Below are 18673 nucleotides of genomic sequence, written 5' to 3'. Positions count from 1 at the left end.
CGCGGCCCGTACGCCTCGGCGCGGCGGCCCGACGGCTCAGCGCAGCGCGGCGATGAGGTCGTCGGCGGCGGCGTAGGGGTCGGTCTCCGCCGCGAGCAGCCGCTCGGCGAGCACGTCGAGACTGTCGCCGTGGAGCACGGCGAAGCGCGAGCGCAGCTGGGCCAGCGCGATGGCCTCGATCTCGTCGCGCGCCCTGGCCAGCCGCCGTCTGCGGGCCTCGCCGGACTCCTCCAGGTATGCCTGGTGTTTGTCCAGCGCGGCCAGCAAGTCGTCCACGCCCTCGGCCTTGGAGGCGACGGTCGTGACGATCGGGGGCCGCCAGGGCGCCTCGACGAGGGCCGTCATGGTCCGCAGCTCCCGCACGGTCGTCTGGACGCCGTCGCGGTCGGCCTTGTTCACCACCAGGACGTCGGCGACTTCGAGGATGCCCGCCTTGGCGGCCTGCACGCCGTCGCCCATGCCCGGCGCGAGGATGACGACGGTCGTGTCGGCCAGGCGGGCGATCTCCACCTCGGCCTGCCCGACGCCGACCGTCTCGACGAGGATCACGTCACACCCCGCGGCCTCCAGCACACGCAGCGCCTGCGGCGTGGCCCACGCGAGCCCGCCCAGGTGCCCGCGGCTCGACATGCTGCGGATGAAGACGCCGGGGTCGGTCGCGTGGTCCTGCATGCGTACGCGGTCGCCGAGCAGGGCGCCGCCGGTGAACGGGCTGGACGGGTCGACCGCCAGCACCCCCACCGTGCTGCCGCGCCTGCGGAACGCCCGGATGAGCATGCCGGTCGAGGTCGACTTGCCGACGCCGGGAGAGCCGGTCAGGCCGATGACCCTGGCGGGGTGCGGCCGGGCGCCGCCGGTGGCGAGCTCGGCCATCGCCTCGCGCAGCGCGCTGGTCGCCGCCCGGTCTCCCCCGGCGGAAACACCGCTCTGAGAGCCGTTCGCGGCGTTTTCGACGGCGTTCTCCACCAGCGAGATCAGCCGCGCCACGGCGCGTGGCCGGCCCTGCCGCGCCTGACCGACAAGCTCACGGACGTCCACCTGCGGCTCCGCTCAGGCGCCGGGCGCGGGAACCCGGATGATCAGCGCGTCGCCCTGGCCGCCACCGCCGCACAGGCCGGCCGCGCCGAGGCCGCCGCCGCGCCGCTTCAGCTCGTGGGCCAGCGTCAGCACGATCCGGGCCCCCGACGCTCCGATCGGGTGACCGAGCGCGATGCCGCCGCCGTTGACGTTGATCTTGTCGAGCGGGACGCCGAGCTCCTTGGCCGACTGCAGCACGACCTGGGCGAACGCCTCGTTGATCTCCAGCAGATCGAGGTCGCCGACGGTCAGCCCCTGCTTGCCCAGCGCCTGCTTGATGGCGTTGGCGGGCTGGGACTGCAGCGAGTTGTCCGGCCCGGCCACGTTGCCGTGCGCGCCGATCTCCGCCAGCCATTCGAGGCCCAGCTCCTCGGCCTTGGCCTTCGACATCACGACCACCGCGACGGCGCCGTCGGAGATCTGCGAGGACGATCCGGCCGTGATGGTGCCGTCCTTGGTGAACGCCGGGCGCAGCTTCGCCAGGGCCTCGACCGTGGTGTCCTTGCGGATGCCCTCGTCGGCGGAGAACAGCACCGCCGGCCCCTTGCGCTGCGGCAGCGGCACCGGGACGATCTCGTCGTCGAACAGGCCCTTCTCCGTGGCCTCGGCGGCGCGCTGGTGCGAGCGCGCGGAGAACTCGTCCTGCTCCTCCCGGGTCAGGCCGAGCCTGGCGTTGTGGTGCTCGGTCGACTCCCCCATCGCGATCTGGTCGAACGCGTCGGTGAGCCCGTCGTGGGCCATCGCGTCCAGGATCCCGGCGCTGCCGTACTTCACGCCCTTGCGCAGGCCGGGCAGCAGGTGCGGCGCGTTGGTCATCGACTCCATGCCGCCCGCGACGACGATGTCGAACTCGCCCGCGCGGATGAGCTGGTCGGCCAGCGCGATCGCGTCGAGGCCCGACAGACAGACCTTGTTGATGGTGAGGGAGGGCACCGTCATGGGGATGCCGGCCTTCACCGCCGCCTGGCGCGAGGGGATCTGACCGGCCCCGGCCTGGAGCACCTGCCCCATGATCACATACTGGACCTGGTCAGGGGAAACACCGGCGCGCTCCAGCGCCGCCTCGATCGCGATCCCGCCCAGTTCGACGGCGGACAGATCGGAGAGCGAGCCGAGGAGCCGTCCGATCGGTGTGCGTGCTCCGGCAACGATGACGGAACCAGACATTGGGACCCTCCACTGCGAGATCGGGGCGACGGTGTCACCATACCCAGGAGTAGGCCGGCCGCCCGGACGCGGGCGGCGCGACGGGAACGCGGAGGGAGACGGCCGATGCTGCTGCGGATCGATCACGTGGGCGTGGCCTGCCACAACCTGGAAGAAAAGATCGAGTTCTACGAGTCCGTCTTCGGCCTGACCGTCGTCAGCCGGGAGGTGAACGAGGAGCAGGGCGTCCGCGAGGCCATGCTGCACGTCGCCGACGGCGACCAGGGCGCGTCGTATGTCCAGCTTCTCGAGCCGCTGCACCCCGACACAGCCGTGGGCAGGTTCCTCGCCAAGCGGGGCGAGGGCGTGCATCATATCGGGTACGGCGTGGCGGACGTCACCAAGGCCCTGGAGGAGATCGGGGCGAAGGGCGTGCGCCTGATCGACGAGAGGCCCAGGCATGGGTCGATGGGAGCCTCGATCGCGTTCCTGCATCCGAAGGACGTGGGAGGGGTTCTCACCGAGCTCGTCGAGACGTCCAGGCGCTAGGTAAACGCAAGAAACGTTCATACGTAACAAGTCGCGCAGAAAGTCGGAGGGGGCCTCCAACGCGGCAGTACCGGAGTACGCTGGCGTACCACCGGACGTGGACGCCACACCGGCTTCCTCGCCTCGGAACCGACCCCCCGTCCGGCCCCCTGTAGCCGTCTCGACAACCAGGATCGAGCCTCATGCAGTCCGACATCGACGCCCAGCTGAACAACTTCTTCGAGGACGCCCCATCTCGCGAATTCGACGTGGTGCTCCGGGGTTATGACCGGCACCAGGTCCACGACCACCTGAAGACCCTCGACACCGAACTGCGTCAGGCCAAGGAACAGATCGGCGCCCTTCAGCGGGAGCTGTCCGACTCGCAGCGCCAGCTCCAGGAGCAGGAGCGGCCGACGTACTCGGGTCTCGGCGCCCGCATCGAGCAGTTGCTCAGGCTGGCGGAGGAGCAGGCCACCGAGCTCGTCCAGGCGGCCAGGTCGGAGGCGAACGAGATCCGCGCCGCCGCCAAGGTGGACGCCGCCGACCTGCGGGCGGCAGCGGAGAACGAGGCGGCGGAGAAGCGGGCGCTGGCGACGCGCGAGGCCGAGGAGATGCGCAGCACCGCCGAGCGCGACGCGGAGGAGATCCGGTCGACGGCCCGGCGCGAGTCCGACGAGCTGACCGCCACAACCGAGCGCGAGGTCGCCAAGATCCGCGCCACCGCCGACCACGAGGTCGCGGAGAAGCGGGCGGACGCCGAGCGCGAGATCGCCAAGCTGCGCACCACGACCGAGCGCGAGGTGGCCCAGCTGCGGGCCTCGACCAAGCGCGAGCGCGACGAGGTGCTCACCACCGCCAAGCGTCAGGCGGACGAGATGCGGGCCCAGGCCCAGCGGATCCTGGAGGAGTCGGAGGCCAAGCGGGCTCAGGACGAGGCGGAGTTCGAGATCCAGCTCGCCGCCCGCCGCGAGGAGGCCGAGCGCCAGGAGGCCGAGCGCCACGCCACCGCCCAGGCCAACACCCAGAAGCTGGTCGCCGAGGCCGAGCAGCGCGCCGCCACGGCCGAGCAGCGGGCCGCCAAGGCCACGCAGCAGGCCGAGCAGACCCGCCGCGAGGCCGACACCCACGCCAAGCAGCTGCTGGCCAACGCGCGTAAGAACGCCGACCAGCTCGTGGCCGACGCCAAGGCCAGCGCCGACACGATCGTGACCGAGGCGAAGAACGAGGCCGAGCGCACCCGTACGGCGATGCAGCGCCAGGTGGACGAACTCACCCGCCAGCGCGACAGCATCACGAGCCACCTCGCCCAGCTCCGCCAGCTGCTGGGCGGCGCCCCGCTGCCGGGCATGGACCCGGAGCCGGCGCCCGTCACCGCGGCCCCGCCGAAGCCGGCCCTGTCGGCTCCGCCGGTCGTGGAGAAGCCGTCCGTGCCCGCCGCACCGGCCGTCGAGCCGATCAGCTCCACCAAGAGCGACGACGACGCGGAGTGGTGGCAGGAGTAGTCACCGGCGCACAGGCGCACATCATCGGGGAGTCTGACGGCTGAACCAACGGGGCCCGGCACCGCCGGGCCCCGTTCTCGTGCCCGCCCCCGACCCGCGTCCGAGCCGAGCAGTCCGGCCCCCGGCTCAGTCGAAGCCCACGGCCCTCGCCTCCGCCGGGAAACCCCGGGTGGCTCAGTCCAGAGACTTGACGAACTCCGCGACGGCGCGGTTGAACGCGTCGGGCTGCTCGATGGCGGACAGGTGACCCGCCTTCTCGATGACGGCGAGCCGCGCCTGCGGGATGGCCTCCGCCATGGCCTGGGCGTCCGGCAGCGGCGACAGCTCGTCCTCGTCGCCCACGACGACCAGCCCCGGCACGGTCAGGGATCGCAGTGTGCCGAACGCGTCGGGCCGCGCGGCCATCGCCCGCTGGGCCCACGCGACGGCCGCGGGCGGCGCCGCCTGGACGAGCCCGCGCACGCGCCCGACGACCATCCCCCTGCGCTCCTTCGTGGTCGCCCCGAGCATCGCGGGCAGCGACTCGGTCACGAGGATGCCCGTGCCGCTCTCCAGGACCGCCGCGGCGATCCGCTCCCGGTTCGCCCTGGCCGGCTCGGGGTCGGCCTGGGCCTTGGTGTCGGCGAGGATCAGGCCGCGTACGCGGTCGGGGTGGCGGCGGCACAGGGCCATCGCCACGTAGCCGCCCATGGACAGGCCGCCGACCACGGCGCGGTCGATGCCCTCCTGGTCGAGCAGGTGCGCCACGTCGTCGGCCATGAGGTCGATCGAGGGCTCGTCGTCACCGAGCATCGTGCCACCGAAGCCGCGCAGGTCCGGGGTGATCACCCGGCAGACCGGCGCGAGGCCCTCGCGCTGGGCGAGCCACATCGCGGAGGACAGGGGGAACGCGTGGAGCAGGACGACTGGCAGGCCGCTCCCGGCGGAACGCGAGTAGAGCTGCATCAGGTCACGGTAACGCGCCGCGCGCCCGCCGCCGCCGTTCGTCACCGATTCGCGACCCCGGCGGCCCGTCCGTCACGTTCAGACCGTGGTCGGCAGCGGCGCGGCGGGCGGGTTCACCCGCTTGACGATCTCGTTCAGCACGATCCGCACGTACGGCTCGCCGACCCACAGGTGCTTGGCTCCCTCCACGCCGACGACCTCCGCCTGCGGCGCCGCCGCGAACCGGCGTACGGCCTCCTCGGGCTGCAGGTAGTCGTCGTGCTCCGGCACCAGGGCCACCAGAGGACGGCCGAACTCGCCCCAGGCGACGAGGTCCTTCTCGCCGGCCCGCTTCAGCGGCGGCGACAGCAGGATCGCGCCCTGGACGATCGGGTCGCGGCCCCACTTCAGCGCCAGCTCCGTGCCGAACGACCAGCCGAGCAGCCAGGGGTTCGGCAGGTCGTGGAAGTCGGCGTACTCCAGGGCGGCGGCGACGTCCCACCGCTCCGCCTCGCCCCCGTCGAAGGACCCCTGGGAGGTGCCCCGGTCGGAGGTCGTGCCGCGGGTGTTGAACCGCAGCACGGCGATGTCGGCGAGCGCGGGCAGCCGGTAGGACGCCTTGCGCAGCACGTGGCTGTCCATCATCCCGCCGTGGGTGGGCAAAGGATGCAGGCAGACCAGCGTCGCCACCGGCGGCCGGCTCTCCGGCACGGCCACCTCGCCGACGAGGGTGAGCCCGTCGGCCGTCTGCAGCTCGATGTCCTCGCGCCGGGCAGGCAGCACCGTGGACGCCCTGATGTCCATTCCCACTCCGAAAGCTCGTGTCAATAACGGCTGCGGCCCGGACCGCGGTTGGCCCGGTTGCGCCAGCACGTGGTGTGCCAGTGCCGCCGCTCGTCCTCTCCCCCGGCCCAGGCCGGCCAGCTCACCACGTGCGGCAGCCCGGGCCTGATCTCCTGCTCGCACCCCGGGCACCGGTAACCCTTGCCCTGGGCGGCGCCGGAGACGTTGCGGACGACCCACTCGCCGTCGTGCGCGCTCTCCACGCGGTCCACCCCGGCCACCTGGGGGCCCACCGGCCGTGCGGCACGGCCGTCCGGGCGTTCGAACGGGCCGCGGCGGCGGGCACGTCGGGGACTCACGGCGGGCATCCTTCCGGGGGGTTCATGTAGGCAGAACGGGAGAAGACGGCCCATTCTTCCAGCACCCGGTCGGGCGGCGTACAAGCGGACGCCGCGAACCCCGCGCACCGCGCCGGCCCACCCTCCGGTCTCCTCCCCTGCCCGGGCCATGCCCGCCAGTCTCCCAGAACGCCTCGGGACCTCCGCGATCCCGGTAGGGTTGGCGCACATGCGGCTGGTCATCGCGCGGTGCAGCGTGGATTACGTGGGACGGCTCACCGCCCATCTCCCCATGGCCCCTCGGCTCATCCTGATGAAGGCGGACGGAAGCGTGTCGATCCATGCGGACGACCGGGCGTACAAGCCTCTGAACTGGATGAACCCTCCCTGCAAGGTTCGGGAGGAGGAGATCGACGGCGTGCTCACCTGGTCGGTCGTGCACGGCAAGACCGGTGAGAAGCTCGTGCTGACGATCGAGGAGATCCTGCACGACTCCAGCCACGAGCTGGGCGTCGACCCGGGCCTGCGCAAGGACGGCGTCGAGGCGCACCTGCAGGAGCTGCTCGCCGAGCACATCACCACGCTCGGCGACGGCTGGACGCTGGTGCGCAGGGAGTACATGACCGCCATCGGCCCCGTGGACATCCTGTGCCGCGACCACCTCGGCGGCGCGGTCGCCGTGGAGATCAAGCGGCGCGGCGACATCGACGGCGTCGAGCAGCTCACCCGCTACCTCGAACTGCTCAACCGCGACCCGCGCCTGGCCCCGGTCAAGGGGATCTTCGCGGCCCAGGAGATCAAGCCGCAGGCCCGCGTGCTCGCCGCCGACCGCGGCATCGAGTGCGTGACGCTCGACTACGACGCCCTGCGCGGCATCGAGCCGGAGAACCCGACACTGTTCTGAACCCGGTCTGAACCCGGTCTGCGCCCTGTCCGACCCCGGTCAGCCCGTGAAGTCCGCCGCGTGGTCACGGGCCCACTCGGTGAACGTGCGCGCGGGCCGGCCGGTGACCTGCTCGGCCGTCGGCAACGGCAGGCGTTCCGGCGCGGGCCGCGCGTCCGTGTCCATGTCCGTGTCCGTGTCCGTGTCCCGCTCGATCTCCCGCCCTCCGTAGTCCGTGAACCCGAGCAGGAAGTCGGCGTTCGCCGCGGCGAAGCCGCCCATCCGGAGGTAGAGCTCACGCGCCTCCTCCCGGCCGACCTGTTCGAAACGGATCTCCCGGCCGATCGCGGCGGCGATGGCGGCCACCTGTTCGCGCCGCGTCACCCACTGGGGACCGGCGAGGGTGTACGCGCCGCCTACGTGGCCGTCCTCGGTCAGCGCCAGCACCGCCACGTCGGCGATGTCCCGTTCGTGCACGGGAATTCCGGCCTGCTCCGGGAAGGGGTCGCGGACCACCCGCTCGGTGCGGATCGACTCCCCCCACAGTTCGAGCCTGTTCGTCATGAACTCGCCGGCCCGCACGTGCGTCCACTCCAGTCCCGACTCCTCCACGGCGCGCTCCACCGGCAGGTGGAAGTCCTTGTCGAGGCCGAAGGTCACGGCGCCCGAGGACAGGACGACGACACGCCGCGCCCCCGCGCGCTTCACCTGCTCCACGACCGCTTGGGCGGTCGCGGGATGCGGGAACAGGTAGACGCGCTCGACGCCGGACAGCGGCCCGGCCAGCGTCGCCGGATCCGCGAGATCACCGAACACCACCTCCGCCTCCGGCCGCAGCGTCGCGTCGTCCGGCCGCCGGGTGAGCGCGCGCACCCGCTCACCGGCCCGGATGAGCCCTTCGACGACCATCCGCCCGACGTTGCCCGTCGCGCCCGTGACCAGGACAGTCATGTCTCACTCCATTCTCGTATGGCGTACGGAGAGAATAACCGTACCGCATACGAAAATGTAGGATTCACGCTCATGGGAGTGGAGCGCAGCGGCGGCGGCGATCCGGAGCGGACGCTGGCGCTGCTCTGGCGGGACCATGCGGCCACCGGACGCGCCGGCGACAAGCCGACCAAGGGGCGCAGGCCCCGGCTGACCGTCGGCCAGATCGTCCGTGCCGCCCTGGCGGTGGCCGACCGCGAAGGGCTGGCGTCGATGTCGATGAGCCGGGTCGGGGAGGAACTCGGCGTGGGCACGATGTCGCTCTACACCTACGTTCCGGGCAAGGCCGAGCTGATCGATCTCATGGTCGACGCGGTGCTCGCCGAGCGGGATCTGCCCGGCCCGGGCGACCCGCGGCCGGCAGGCTGGCGGGAGCAGATCGAGCTGTACGCCGAACGCACCCGGGAGGCGTACCGGCGCCATCCCTGGCTGCGGCAGGTCTCCACGGTGCGGCCGCCGTTGGGCCCGGGCCTGATGGCGCAGCAGGAATACCTGCTGTCCGCGCTCTCGGGCATCGGGCTGTCACCCCGGCAGATGACCGCGGCCGCGGGGGCGATCGTCACCTTCGTCGACGCCGCCGCGGCCGTCAGCGCCGAGTATGACCACGTGGAGCGGACGACCGGGGAGTCAGCGGACGCCTGGTGGGCGGCGCGCGGCTCGTTCTGGGAGGACTACTTCGACACGACCCGGCATCCGGCGATCACGCGCGTCTGGCGCGAGGGAGGCTTCGACGCGGCGACCGCGGAGGCGAACGCCGAGTCCTACCGGTTCGGCCTGCAGCGGCTTCTGGACGGCATCCAGGCGCTCACGGGGCAGCTCCGGTAGGCGCGTGGCCCGGCCGGGCGTCCGCCGTACGGAGGACGCCGATCATCGTCCGATCGGGGGGTGTCCCGTCATCCTTCCGCGTGGATCATCGGGGCATGGAACACGCGATACGTGTACGGGGCCTGACGAAACGGTACGGCGAGGTGCAGGCCGTCGCGGGCCTGGACCTGGACGTCGAGCACGGCGAGGTGTTCGCCGTCCTCGGCCCGAACGGCGCGGGCAAGTCGACCACGGTCGAAATCCTGGAGGGATACCGCCAACGCGACGCGGGAGAGGTCACCGTCCTGGGCAGGGACCCGGCCCGGCCGACCCGCGAGTGGCGGTCCCGCATCGGCATCGTGCTGCAGAGCGCCGACGACCGGGCGGAGTTGACCGTACGGGAGACCCTGCGGCACTTCGCCACCTACTACGCGAACCCCCGCGATCCGGACGAGCTCATGGAACAGGTCGGGCTCACCGACAGCGCGGGCAAACGCATCCGCCAGCTCTCCGGCGGCCAGCGCCGCCGGGTGGACGTCGCCCTCGGCGTCATCGGCCGTCCCGAACTGCTGTTCCTCGACGAGCCGACGACGGGTTTCGACCCCGAGGCGCGGCGGCGGTTCTGGGAGCTCATCGAAGGGCTGGCGCACGACGGCACGACGATCGTGCTGACCACCCACTACCTGGAGGAGGCCGAGACGCTGGCGGACCGCGTGGCGGTCGTGGCGCGGGGACGCGTGGTCGCCCAGGGCGACCCCGCCACCCTGGGCGGCCGGGCCACCGCGAGGGCCAGGGTGGCCTGGTCGGACGGCGAGATCGAGACCGACACCCCCACCGAGGTCGTCCTGGAGCTGTCGCGCAGGTATGACGGGGAGATCCCCGGGCTCACCGTCACGCGGCCCACGCTTGAGGACGTGTATCTCCGCCTCATCGAGGCGGAGGAGCCGCCTGCCGGCGGCACCCTGGAGACCCCCGCCGTACCCGTGGAGAGTGCGCCATGACCACCGCCTCCGATCCGGCCGCCTCCGATCCGGCCGCCTCCGATCCGGCCGCCGTCCCACGGGCGGCGGCATCCCTGCCGTCTCCGCTGAGGATCGCGCTGGCCCGCGCGGCCGTCGAGACGAAGGTGCTCTTCCGGGAGAGGGACGCCGTCGTCTTCACCTTCGCCCTGCCGATCGTGTTCCTGGTGCTGTTCGCCGCGATCTTCTCCGGCAGCGCCGAGGGCACCGGCGTCACCGTCGCCCAGCTCTACACCGCCGGGCTCATCGGCTCGGGCGTGATGGGCACGGGGTTCCAGAACCTCGGCATCGGCATCGCGGGCGACCGGGACGACGGCACGCTGAAGCGGCTCGTCGGGCTCCCGATGCCGCGTGCGGCCTACTTCATCGGCAAGATCGCCAGCGTACTGGTGATGACGGTCCTCCAGGTGGCCGTCCTGCTCGCCATCGCGGTGCTGTTCTACGACCTGGAGCTGCCCTCACAGGTGTCGACCTGGCTCACGTTCGTCTGGGTGTTCGTGCTCGGCGTGTCGGCCGCCTCGGTGCTCGGCATCGCCGTCAGCGGCCTGCCTCGCTCCGGCAAGAGCGCGACCGCGGTGATCAGCCTGCCGTTCGTCGTGCTGCAGTTCGTCTCCGGGGTCTTCATCCCGATCACGGAGCTGCCCGACTGGCTGGTGAACGCCGCCTCGGTCTTCCCGCTCAAGTGGATGTGCCAGGGCTTCCGATCCGTCTTCCTCGGCGACGCGGGGGCCGCCCTTGAGCTGACCGGGTCGTACGAGCTGGGCAAGGTGGCCCTGGTCCTGGGCGCGTGGCTCGTCGGTGGTCTCGTGCTGTGCGTGACGACGTTCCGCTGGAAGGGGCGGCACGACGGGTGAGCCCGGCAGCACACCGGGGCACGCCCCTTCGCACGCGCTTCTGTAATTGCCGATGCAATTGCAGCGAGGGTGATCTATCCCAATTGGTAAGCGTGCTGACCTCTTGACGGCTATGTCAAGCTATTGAGCGTCTTTGGCATAGCACGAAAGTGCCTATTTCTCAGCACTTCCACAAAAAGGATCTTGCGTTCATAATGGGGACTTCTGGGGGGACCATGACAGGGTGAGGTGAAAAGTGGCGGGACGGGACTATCGGGGGATGTCGGCTGCCGAAAGGCTTGCAGACAGGAGGGAAAGGCTCATATCGGCCGCCTACACCCTGTTCGCCCAACCCGGCTTCCACGCAACCACCATCGAGAGGCTCTGCGCGACCGCGCGCATCTCCAATCGCGCCTTCTACGAATGCTTCTCCAGCCGCGAGGATCTGATGCGCGCGGTTTACGAGCGGTGCATCGAGGAGACGCTCGCGTCGGTCAGCGAGGCCATCGACGCGGCCCCGCCGACGCTCGACGACCGAATCGTCGCCGGCATCGCCGAATACATCCGCTTCGTCACCAAGGACGTGCGGCGCGCCCGTCTCATGCACCTGGAGGTCCGGCGGGCGGGCAACGTGCTCAGCGGCGCCCGTCAGCAGGCGGTGGCGTCGTTCACCAAGGTCATCGAGTCCTCGGCGCGGGGCGCGCGCGTGCCCGCCCTCGATCTCCACCTGCTGGCGCTCGGGCTCATCGGCGCGATCACCGAGTTACTCATCGAGTGGGTGATGACCGAGCCGTCACCGCCCACGGAGCAGCTGATCGACACCGCCGTGTACATCTTCCGCCGCACCTTCTCCTCCGACGGTCCCCTGGCGGCCTCCGCCCAGTGACCCCCGGCCGCCTCCCCCGAGTTGAGCAGAGCACGGCGACTACGCTGAGCCACATGACCCGAGCCGACAACGACACACCGGTCGTCCTGTCCAAGATCTACACGAAGACGGGCGACGACGGCACGACCGCACTGGGCGACATGAGCCGCACCCGTAAGACCGATCCCCGCCTGACCGCCTACGCGGACGTGGAGGAGGCCAACGCCGCCATCGGCGTCGCGCTCGCCACAGGCGGCCTGTCCGAGGACGTCACGGCCGTCCTGAGCCGGGTGCAGAACGAGTTGTTCGACGTCGGCGCCGACCTGTGCACCCCGGTCGTCGAGAACCTGGAATTTCCGCCGCTGCGGGTCGAGGAGCCGTACATCGCCTGGCTGGAGGAGCAGTGCGACCGGTTCAACGCGGAGCTGAAGCCGCTGCGCAGCTTCATCCTGCCCGGCGGCGCGCCCGCCACGGCCTCCCTCCACCTCGCCCGCACGATCGTACGGCGGGCCGAGCGGTCGGCCTGGGCGGCGCTGGAGGAGCACGACGACGTGAACCCACTGACGGCCAAATATCTGAACCGCCTGTCCGACCTGATGTTCATCCTCTGCCGCGTGGCCTCCGCCGGCGACGAGATCCTCTGGAGGCCCGGCGCCACCCGCTGAGCGCGACTGAGGGGCACGCCAGAGGCGAGACGGTTTTACGCGGCGTCCAGATGGGCGCTGGGCGGGGCCGACTCCAGCCAGGCGAGGAAGCCGGTGAGGGCGTCCTCGCTCATCGCCAGGGACAGCGGACCGCGTTCGGCGGAGCAGACGACGGTCCAGTAGCCGGCGGGCCCCTCACCCGTGTCGAGCATTCTCCGGCTGGAAACGGTGAGGCCGCGCCTCGCGATAGCGTGGCGCGGCCTCAGGCCGAGTCCCAGGAACGGAATCCAGTGGAGCTCTCCCCCTACGTAGCGGGCGACCCCGCTCTTCCAGCTCCCCTGGCCGTGCCGTACCCGGCAGACGATCGTGCCCCGGGCCCGGGCCAGGACGAAGCCCCGGAGGACGAGGAGCGCGGCCACGGCGAAGACGCCCGCGAGTATCTCAAGCGCCGCCAATGCCGCCCTCCTCCTGGTGTCAGACCTCTTCGCCGGCCGCCCGAAGCCGGGCTGCCGCACGCTTGGCCTGCAGTCGTGCGTCCGCGTCCTCCTGGTCGGCCTCGATCGAGGCCTGAGCACGCTGCAGCGCGTCCTTGGCCCGCGCGACGTCGACCTCCGAGCCGAGCTCGGCCGCCTCGGCCAGGATCGACACGTCGTTGTCGGCGACGGAGATGAATCCGCCGTGCACCGCGGCCACGAGGTCGCCTTCGTCGCCGCGCTTGACGCGCAGCACTCCGCCCTCGACGAGGACACCGAGAACGGGAGCGTGGTTCGGCATAATACCGATCTCGCCGTCCACGGTCTTGGCAATGACCATGTCGGCCTCGCCCGTCCAGATCTCACGTTCCGGCGACACGACGCCCACGCGAAGCTTTGCCACTTCTCAGCTCCCTTTCGACGGACGCCCGTGCGGCGCGGCCGGGGCCGTGCCGCACAGGCGTCGAAGGCGTCCTAGCGCTCGAGTTCCTTCGCCTTGGCGATGGCCTGCTCGATGCCACCGACCATGAAGAAGGCCTGCTCGGGCAGGTGGTCGTACTCGCCGGCGCACAGGCCCTTGAACGAGGCGATGGTCTCGTCCAGCGGCACGAACTCACCCGGCTGACCGGTGAACGCCTCGGCGGCGTACATCGGGTGGGACAGGAACCGCTCGATGCGGCGCGCCCGCTGGACGGTGACCTTGTCCTCTTCGGAGAGCTCGTCGATGCCCAGGATGGCGATGATGTCCTGCAGTTCCTTGTACTTCTGCAGGATTCGCTTGGTCTCCTGGGCGACCGCGTAGTGCTCCTCACCGATGATCTGCGGGTCGAGGATCCGCGAGGAGGAGTCGAGCGGGTCCACCGCGGGGTAGATGCCCTTCTCCGAGATCGGCCGGGACAGAACGGTCTGCGCGTCGAGGTGCGCGAACGCGTTGTGCGGCGCCGGGTCGGTGATGTCGTCCGCGGGCACGTAGATCGCCTGCATGGAGGTGATCGAGTGACCGCGGGTGGAGGTGATGCGCTCCTGGAGCACACCCATCTCGTCGGCGAGGGTCGGCTGGTAACCCACGGCGGACGGCATACGGCCGAGCAGCGTGGACACCTCGGAACCCGCCTGGGTGAAGCGGAAGATGTTGTCGATGAACAGCAGCACGTCCTGCTTCTGCACGTCGCGGAAGTACTCCGCCATGGTCAGAGCGGACAGCGCCACCCGCAGACGGGTGCCCGGCGGCTCGTCCATCTGGCCGAAGACGAGCGCGGTGTCCTTGAGGACGTCCGCCTCCTCCATCTCCAGCCACAGGTCGTTGCCCTCACGGGTGCGCTCGCCGACGCCCGCGAACACCGAGGTGCCCGAGAACTTCAGCGCGACGCGGCGGATCATCTCCTGGATCAGAACGGTCTTGCCGACGCCCGCGCCGCCGAACAGACCGATCTTGCCGCCCTTCACGTACGGCGTGAGCAGGTCGATGACCTTGATGCCGGTGGGCAGCATCTCCGTACGGGCCTCGAGCTGGTCGAACGCCGGGGCCGGACGGTGGATCGGCCAGCGCTCGTTGACCTGGATGCTGGCCTTGTCGGCGTCGAGCGGCTCGCCGAGGGCGTTCCACACGTGGCCCTTGACGGAGTCGCCGACCGGCACCGAGATCGGCGCGCCGGTGTCGATGACGGCCGCACCGCGGACCAGGCCGTCGGTGGGCTGCATGGAGATGGCCCGGACGATGTTGTCGCCGAGGTGCTGGGCGACCTCGAGCGTCAGGGTCTTGGTCTCCTCGCCGAGCGTGACGTCGACGGTGAGCGCGTTGTAGATGTCCGGCATGGCCTCGACGGGGAACTCCACGTCGACGACCGGACCGGTGACGCGGGCGACACGGCCCACGGTGGTCTCAACAGTCTGTGCGGTCATTTCACTCTTTCCCCGCTGCGGCGTCAGCCAGCGCGTTCGCGCCACCGACGATCTCGCTGATTTCCTGGGTGATCTCGGCCTGACGCGCCTGGTTCATCTGCTGGGTGAACACGCGGATGAGCTCGTTGGCGTTGTCGGTGGCCGACTTCATCGCGCGGCGCCGGGCGGCGTGCTCGGAGGCCGCCGACTGGAGCAGCGCGTTGTAGATGCGCGACTCGATGTAGCGCGGCAGCAGCGAGTCGAGCACGTCACCCGCCGTCGGCTCGAACTCGTAGTAAGGCGGGATGCCCTCCGGGGCCGTCTCCGCCTCCTCGACCTCGAGCGGCAGGATCCGCTTGACGATCACGTTCTGCGTCAGCATCGAGACGAACCCGGTGTAGACGACGTGGATCTCGTCGATCCCGTCCTCCGCCTTGAACGCCGTGATGAGCGCGTCGGCGATCTCCTTGGCGTCGGCGTACGACGGGTTGTCGGAGAAGCCGTCCCACTCGCCGAACATCTCCCGGCTGCGGAAGCGGTGCCAGGTGATGCCCTTGCGGCCCACGACGTACGGCTTCACGGCCAGGCCGCGTCCGGTCAGGTGGCCCTTCAGCGCCTCTGCCTCACGGAGGATGTTGGCGTTGTAGCCGCCGGCGAAGCCGCGGTCGCTGGTGACGATCAGGACGCCGGCCGTGGCCGGCTGCTCCTTTGCCACCGTGAGCGGGTGGTCGACGTTCGTCGTGTTCGACAGGACGGCCGACACCGCGTGGGTGATCTCCCGCTCGTACGGCACGGCCGCCTGCATCCGCTGCTGCGCCTTGACGATGCGCGACGAGGCGATCAGCTCCTGCGCGCGGGTGATCTTCGCGGTGGACTTGACCGACTTGATCCGCCGCCGCAGCTGTCGAAGCTGGGCACCCATGGGTTACTTCGCCTCGACCTTGCGGACGTGCTTGACGACCTTCTCCTGGCCGACCTCGCTGGCGTCCAGCGCCTCCACCGGCTCGTCGTTGACGAGCAGCTGACCGCTGGAGGTGGTGAAGCCCTTCTTGAACTCCGTGATGGCGTCCTTGAGGGCGGTCACCGTGTCGTCCGTCAGCTCCTTGGTCTCGCGGATGCTGTCGAAGACACCCTTCTGGGCGGTGCCGAGATAGTCGAGGAACTCGGCCTCGAAGCGGCGGATGTCCTCGACCGGCACATCGTCCAGCTCGCCGGTGGTGCCGGCCCACACCGAGACGACCTGCTTCTCGACCGGGAACGGGCTGTACTGCGGCTGCTTGAGCAGCTCGACCAGGCGGGCGCCACGCTCCAGCTGGGCGCGGGAGGCCGCGTCCAGGTCGGAGGCGAAGGCCGCGAAGGCCTCCAGGTCGCGGTACTGGGACAGCGACAGACGGAGCGTGCCGGCCACCTTGCGCATGGCCTTGACCTGGGCGGAACCGCCGACTCGGGAGACCGAGACACCGACGTTGATCGCCGGGCGGACACCGGCGTTGAACAGGTCGGTCTCCAGGAAGCACTGGCCGTCGGTGATGGAGATGACGTTGGTCGGGATGAACGCCGACACGTCGTTGCCCTTGGTCTCGATGATCGGCAGGCCGGTCATCGAACCGCCGCCCATGTCGGCGGAGAGCTTGGCGCAGCGCTCCAGCAGACGCGAGTGGAGGTAGAAGACGTCGCCGGGGAACGCCTCACGGCCCGGCGGACGACGCAGCAGCAGCGACACGGCGCGGTAGGCGTCGGCCTGCTTGGTGAGGTCGTCGAAGACGATCAGCACGTGCTTGCCCTGGTACATCCAGTGCTGGCCGATGGCAGAACCGGTGTACGGGGCGATGTACTTGTAGCCCGCGGGGTCGGAGGCCGGAGCGGCGACGATGGTCGTGTACTCCAGCGCGCCCGCCTCCTCGAGGCGGCCGCGGACCTGGGCGATCGTGGAGCCCTTCTGGCCGACGGCGACGTAGATGCAGCGAACCTGGCGGTTCGGGTCGCCGGAGAGCCAGTTCTCCTTCTGGTTGAGGATGGTGTCGACCGCGATCGCGGTCTTGCCGGTGCCGCGGTCGCCGATGATCAGCTGACGCTGGCCGCGGCCGATCGGCGTCATGGCGTCGATCGCCTTGAGGCCGGTCTGCAGCGGCTCCTTCACGGGCTGACGCTGGACCACCGAGGGGGCCTGCAGCTCGAGGGCGCGGCGGCCCTCGGCGGCGATCGGGCCCTTGCCGTCGAGCGGGTTGCCCAGGGGGTCGACCACGCGGCCGAGGAAGTCGTCGCCGACCGGCACCGACAGGACCTCGCCGGTGCGGCGGACCTGCTGGCCCTCCTCGATGCCGCTGAAGTCGCCCAGGACGACCGCGCCGATCTCGCGGACGTCGAGGTTCAGCGCCAGACCACGGGTGCCGTTCTCGAACTCGAGCAGCTCGTTCGCCATCGCCGAGGGAAGGCCGGAGACATGGGCGATGCCGTCCCCGGCGTCGACGACGGTCCCGATCTCCTCGCGCGCGGCACCTTCCGGCTCGTACGCCTGGACGAAGCGCTCAAGGGCGTCCCGGATCTCGTCCGGCCGGATCGTAAGCTCCGCCATCTCTTTCTTGTCTCCCTATTCGCCTCAGCCGGCCAACCGGCGGCGGACTTCTTCGATACGTCCGGCGATCGTGGTGTCGATGTAGTCGTCTCCGACTCTGACGGAGAACCCACCGAGCACCTCCGGGTCCACCTCGACGTTCAGGTGGACGTCTCGCCCGTAGGTGGTTCGCAGCCAGGCCGCGAGCCGCTGCTTCTGCTGCTGTGAGAGCGGCACCGCGCTGCGGACCACACCCACCAGGCGCTCGCGCGCCCGCGCGACGATCCAGCCGAACTCCTCTAGTGCCGTCTCCAGGCTACGTCCCCGCGGGTGCACAACGGCCTGCGTGACGAGCCGGACGGTGGAGGGGGCGGCCTTCCCGCCGAGCAACGTGGCGAGCAGGTCGCGCTTGCGCTCGGCCGGGACGGCCGGGTCGCTGAGCGCGCGGCGCAGCTCCGGGTTGGCGGCGAGGATGCGGCCGAAGCGGAACAGCTCGTCCTCGACGTCGTCGAGGCGGCGGTCCGACTCGGCCTCGGCGGCCGCGGACATCACGCCGATACGCTCCAGGGCGTCCGGCAGGTCACTGGCCTTGGACCACTTCGCCCTGACCGCGGCGACCGCGATCTCCAGCGCGGCGTCGCCGACCTTGCCCTGCAGCAGGGAGCGCAGGACGCTCTCCTTCTGCTCCGCCGGGCGCGAAGGGTCGGAAAGACCCCGCCGCAGCCCGTGCTCGCGGTCGAAGAGGTCGGCGACGGCGAACAGCTCCTCGGCGAGGGCACCGAGGTCGGCGGTCGCGGCGACGGTGTTGAACCGCTCCTCGACCTCCGTCAGGGCGGTCCTGCTGAGGCCGCGCATCAGCGGACCGCCTCCGGACGGCCCTCGAGCTCTTCGAGGAACCGGTCCACGATGCGGCGCTGACGGGCCTCGTCCTCGAGCGACTCGCCGACGATGCGGCTCGCCAGCTCGGTGGACAGGCGCCCGATCTCACCGCGCAGCTGCGTGAACGCCTGCTGACGGTCGGCCTCGATCTGGGCGTGGGCCGCCTCGATGATGCGCCGCGCCTCGGCCTGGGCCTCCTCGCGGAGCTCCGCCTTGATCGCGGCGCCCTGCTCCCGGGCCTCCTCGCGGAGACGGGCCGCCTCCTGGCGGGCCTCCGCGAGCTGCGCCCGGTACTGCTCCAGAGTGCGCTGGGCTTCGGCCTGGGCGTCCTCGGCCTTCTTGATGCCGCCCTCGATAGCCTCGGTCCGCTCGGCCAGCGTCTTCTGGATGCGCGGGGTGAGGATCTTTCCGACGACGAGGAAGACGACGAGGAAGGCGAAGCTGCCGACGACCAGCTCGTAAGCGTGCGGAATGAGGGGGCTCTCGCCCTCCGCCGCGAGGAACGTAGCTGCCAGAGTCATAGGTGCAGCCTTCCTTCAGAGTGGGT

General features: G+C 70.7%; 21 protein-coding genes. 8 read left to right on the top strand and 13 right to left on the bottom strand.

Annotated features, from left to right (window positions below; genetic code table 11):
* Window positions 1-36: 36 nt before the first annotated feature.
* Both meaB and FLX08_RS12455 read right to left on the bottom strand, forming a co-directional pair.
* Window positions 37-1038, bottom strand: coding sequence for a methylmalonyl Co-A mutase-associated GTPase MeaB (gene meaB, locus FLX08_RS12460; RefSeq protein WP_142618994.1), 1002 nt, complete (start codon window positions 1036-1038; stop codon window positions 37-39).
* 12 nt (window positions 1039-1050) lie between these two features.
* Window positions 1051-2244: an acetyl-CoA C-acetyltransferase gene (locus FLX08_RS12455; protein WP_142618993.1), complete on the bottom strand. Its 1194-nt coding sequence runs from the start codon at window positions 2242-2244 to the stop codon at window positions 1051-1053.
* A 105-nt stretch (window positions 2245-2349) separates the two neighbouring features.
* On the opposite strand from FLX08_RS12455, the gene mce reads away from it, so the two are divergent.
* Window positions 2350-2772 (top strand): methylmalonyl-CoA epimerase, encoded by a 423-nt coding sequence (gene mce / locus FLX08_RS12450; RefSeq protein ID WP_139575889.1) that lies wholly within the window; start codon window positions 2350-2352, stop codon window positions 2770-2772.
* Window positions 2773-2954: 182 nt separating this feature from the next.
* The gene (locus tag FLX08_RS12445) at window positions 2955-4256 is read left to right on the top strand and encodes a DivIVA domain-containing protein (protein WP_142618992.1); all 1302 of its coding nucleotides are present in this window, start codon (window positions 2955-2957) and stop codon (window positions 4254-4256) included.
* A gap of 174 nt (window positions 4257-4430) precedes the next feature.
* On the opposite strand, the gene FLX08_RS12440 is transcribed toward FLX08_RS12445, so the two are convergent.
* The 3 genes from FLX08_RS12440 to FLX08_RS12430 form a co-directional block, all read right to left on the bottom strand.
* Complete coding sequence (locus FLX08_RS12440; protein ID WP_142618991.1) at window positions 4431-5201, bottom strand: alpha/beta fold hydrolase; 771 nt, start codon at window positions 5199-5201, stop codon at window positions 4431-4433.
* A 78-nt stretch (window positions 5202-5279) separates the two neighbouring features.
* The gene (locus FLX08_RS12435) at window positions 5280-5984 is read right to left on the bottom strand and encodes an alpha/beta hydrolase (RefSeq protein WP_142618990.1); all 705 of its coding nucleotides are present in this window, start codon (window positions 5982-5984) and stop codon (window positions 5280-5282) included.
* Window positions 5985-6004: 20 nt separating this feature from the next.
* Window positions 6005-6331 carry an ATP/GTP-binding protein gene (locus FLX08_RS12430; RefSeq protein WP_341874322.1) on the bottom strand — a complete coding sequence of 109 codons (327 nt, stop codon included), beginning with the start codon at window positions 6329-6331 and terminating at the stop codon, window positions 6005-6007.
* 199 nt (window positions 6332-6530) lie between these two features.
* Here FLX08_RS12430 and nucS point away from each other — a divergent pair, with 199 nt between their 5' ends.
* Window positions 6531-7205, top strand: a complete 675-nt coding sequence (gene nucS / locus FLX08_RS12425; RefSeq protein ID WP_142618988.1) for an endonuclease NucS — start codon at window positions 6531-6533, stop codon at window positions 7203-7205.
* 39 nt (window positions 7206-7244) lie between these two features.
* On the opposite strand, the gene FLX08_RS12420 is transcribed toward nucS, so the two are convergent.
* Window positions 7245-8135 carry an SDR family oxidoreductase gene (locus FLX08_RS12420; protein WP_142618987.1) on the bottom strand — a complete coding sequence of 297 codons (891 nt, stop codon included), beginning with the start codon at window positions 8133-8135 and terminating at the stop codon, window positions 7245-7247.
* Between the two features lie 72 nt (window positions 8136-8207).
* On the opposite strand from FLX08_RS12420, the gene FLX08_RS12415 reads away from it, so the two are divergent.
* From FLX08_RS12415 to FLX08_RS12395, 5 genes are all read left to right on the top strand, one after another.
* Window positions 8208-8999 (top strand): TetR/AcrR family transcriptional regulator, encoded by a 792-nt coding sequence (locus tag FLX08_RS12415; RefSeq protein ID WP_142618986.1) that lies wholly within the window; start codon window positions 8208-8210, stop codon window positions 8997-8999.
* 95 nt (window positions 9000-9094) lie between these two features.
* Window positions 9095-9979, top strand: a complete 885-nt coding sequence (locus FLX08_RS12410; RefSeq protein ID WP_142618985.1) for an ABC transporter ATP-binding protein — start codon at window positions 9095-9097, stop codon at window positions 9977-9979.
* Complete coding sequence (locus FLX08_RS12405; RefSeq protein ID WP_142618984.1) at window positions 9976-10851, top strand: ABC transporter permease; 876 nt, start codon at window positions 9976-9978, stop codon at window positions 10849-10851. The genes FLX08_RS12410 and FLX08_RS12405 overlap by 4 nt, the downstream gene beginning before the upstream one ends.
* Before the next feature lie 259 nt (window positions 10852-11110).
* Complete coding sequence (locus tag FLX08_RS12400; RefSeq protein ID WP_142618983.1) at window positions 11111-11716, top strand: TetR/AcrR family transcriptional regulator; 606 nt, start codon at window positions 11111-11113, stop codon at window positions 11714-11716.
* Window positions 11717-11769: 53 nt separating this feature from the next.
* Window positions 11770-12360: a cob(I)yrinic acid a,c-diamide adenosyltransferase gene (locus FLX08_RS12395; RefSeq protein WP_142618982.1), complete on the top strand. Its 591-nt coding sequence runs from the start codon at window positions 11770-11772 to the stop codon at window positions 12358-12360.
* A gap of 35 nt (window positions 12361-12395) precedes the next feature.
* Here FLX08_RS12395 and FLX08_RS12390 read toward each other — a convergent pair whose 3' ends face one another.
* The 7 genes from FLX08_RS12390 to FLX08_RS12360 form a co-directional block, all read right to left on the bottom strand.
* Window positions 12396-12794 (bottom strand): DUF2550 domain-containing protein, encoded by a 399-nt coding sequence (locus tag FLX08_RS12390; RefSeq protein ID WP_142618981.1) that lies wholly within the window; start codon window positions 12792-12794, stop codon window positions 12396-12398.
* A 19-nt stretch (window positions 12795-12813) separates the two neighbouring features.
* Entirely contained in the window at window positions 12814-13215 is a 402-nt protein-coding gene (locus tag FLX08_RS12385) for a F0F1 ATP synthase subunit epsilon (RefSeq protein WP_079320504.1), read from the bottom strand.
* Between the two features lie 71 nt (window positions 13216-13286).
* The gene (atpD, locus tag FLX08_RS12380) at window positions 13287-14714 is read right to left on the bottom strand and encodes a F0F1 ATP synthase subunit beta (RefSeq protein ID WP_142618980.1); all 1428 of its coding nucleotides are present in this window, start codon (window positions 14712-14714) and stop codon (window positions 13287-13289) included.
* A gap of 1 nt (window position 14715) precedes the next feature.
* Window positions 14716-15615: a F0F1 ATP synthase subunit gamma gene (locus tag FLX08_RS12375; RefSeq protein WP_142618979.1), complete on the bottom strand. Its 900-nt coding sequence runs from the start codon at window positions 15613-15615 to the stop codon at window positions 14716-14718.
* Window positions 15616-15618: 3 nt separating this feature from the next.
* Window positions 15619-17268: a F0F1 ATP synthase subunit alpha gene (atpA, locus tag FLX08_RS12370; protein ID WP_142618978.1), complete on the bottom strand. Its 1650-nt coding sequence runs from the start codon at window positions 17266-17268 to the stop codon at window positions 15619-15621.
* A gap of 24 nt (window positions 17269-17292) precedes the next feature.
* Window positions 17293-18102: a F0F1 ATP synthase subunit delta gene (locus FLX08_RS12365; RefSeq protein ID WP_142618977.1), complete on the bottom strand. Its 810-nt coding sequence runs from the start codon at window positions 18100-18102 to the stop codon at window positions 17293-17295.
* Complete coding sequence (locus tag FLX08_RS12360; RefSeq protein WP_142618976.1) at window positions 18102-18647, bottom strand: F0F1 ATP synthase subunit B; 546 nt, start codon at window positions 18645-18647, stop codon at window positions 18102-18104. Before FLX08_RS12360 ends, FLX08_RS12365 begins: the two co-directional genes overlap by 1 nt.
* Between the last annotated feature and the right edge of the window lie 26 nt (window positions 18648-18673).

This window comes from Microbispora hainanensis (assembly GCF_006874475.1).
GTDB lineage: Bacteria > Actinomycetota > Actinomycetes > Streptosporangiales > Streptosporangiaceae > Microbispora > Microbispora hainanensis.
The sequence above is the reverse complement of the archived record's forward strand: the minus strand, read 5'-3'. Positions and strand labels throughout refer to the sequence as shown.

Bases quoted from the DNA above. Each gene is read 5' to 3' on its own strand.
- FLX08_RS12365 (WP_142618977.1), bottom strand. From the start codon at position 18,102: ATGCGCGGCCTCAGCAGGACCGCCCTGACGGAGGTCGAGGAGCGGTTC.
- atpD (WP_142618980.1), bottom strand. From the start codon at position 14,714: ATGACCGCACAGACTGTTGAGACCACCGTGGGCCGTGTCGCCCGCGTC.
- FLX08_RS12440 (WP_142618991.1), bottom strand. From the start codon at position 5,201: ATGCAGCTCTACTCGCGTTCCGCCGGGAGCGGCCTGCCAGTCGTCCTG.
- FLX08_RS12455 (WP_142618993.1), bottom strand. From the start codon at position 2,244: ATGTCTGGTTCCGTCATCGTTGCCGGAGCACGCACACCGATCGGACGG.
- atpA (WP_142618978.1), bottom strand. From the start codon at position 17,268: ATGGCGGAGCTTACGATCCGGCCGGACGAGATCCGGGACGCCCTTGAG.
- FLX08_RS12375 (WP_142618979.1), bottom strand. From the start codon at position 15,615: ATGGGTGCCCAGCTTCGACAGCTGCGGCGGCGGATCAAGTCGGTCAAG.
- FLX08_RS12415 (WP_142618986.1), top strand. From the start codon at position 8,208: ATGGGAGTGGAGCGCAGCGGCGGCGGCGATCCGGAGCGGACGCTGGCG.
- FLX08_RS12405 (WP_142618984.1), top strand. From the start codon at position 9,976: ATGACCACCGCCTCCGATCCGGCCGCCTCCGATCCGGCCGCCTCCGAT.
- FLX08_RS12420 (WP_142618987.1), bottom strand. From the start codon at position 8,135: ATGACTGTCCTGGTCACGGGCGCGACGGGCAACGTCGGGCGGATGGTC.
- FLX08_RS12430 (WP_341874322.1), bottom strand. From the start codon at position 6,331: ATGCCCGCCGTGAGTCCCCGACGTGCCCGCCGCCGCGGCCCGTTCGAA.
- FLX08_RS12395 (WP_142618982.1), top strand. From the start codon at position 11,770: ATGACCCGAGCCGACAACGACACACCGGTCGTCCTGTCCAAGATCTAC.
- mce (WP_139575889.1), top strand. From the start codon at position 2,350: ATGCTGCTGCGGATCGATCACGTGGGCGTGGCCTGCCACAACCTGGAA.
- nucS (WP_142618988.1), top strand. From the start codon at position 6,531: ATGCGGCTGGTCATCGCGCGGTGCAGCGTGGATTACGTGGGACGGCTC.
- FLX08_RS12410 (WP_142618985.1), top strand. From the start codon at position 9,095: ATGGAACACGCGATACGTGTACGGGGCCTGACGAAACGGTACGGCGAG.
- FLX08_RS12360 (WP_142618976.1), bottom strand. From the start codon at position 18,647: ATGACTCTGGCAGCTACGTTCCTCGCGGCGGAGGGCGAGAGCCCCCTC.
- FLX08_RS12400 (WP_142618983.1), top strand. From the start codon at position 11,111: ATGTCGGCTGCCGAAAGGCTTGCAGACAGGAGGGAAAGGCTCATATCG.
- FLX08_RS12445 (WP_142618992.1), top strand. From the start codon at position 2,955: ATGCAGTCCGACATCGACGCCCAGCTGAACAACTTCTTCGAGGACGCC.
- FLX08_RS12435 (WP_142618990.1), bottom strand. From the start codon at position 5,984: ATGGACATCAGGGCGTCCACGGTGCTGCCTGCCCGGCGCGAGGACATC.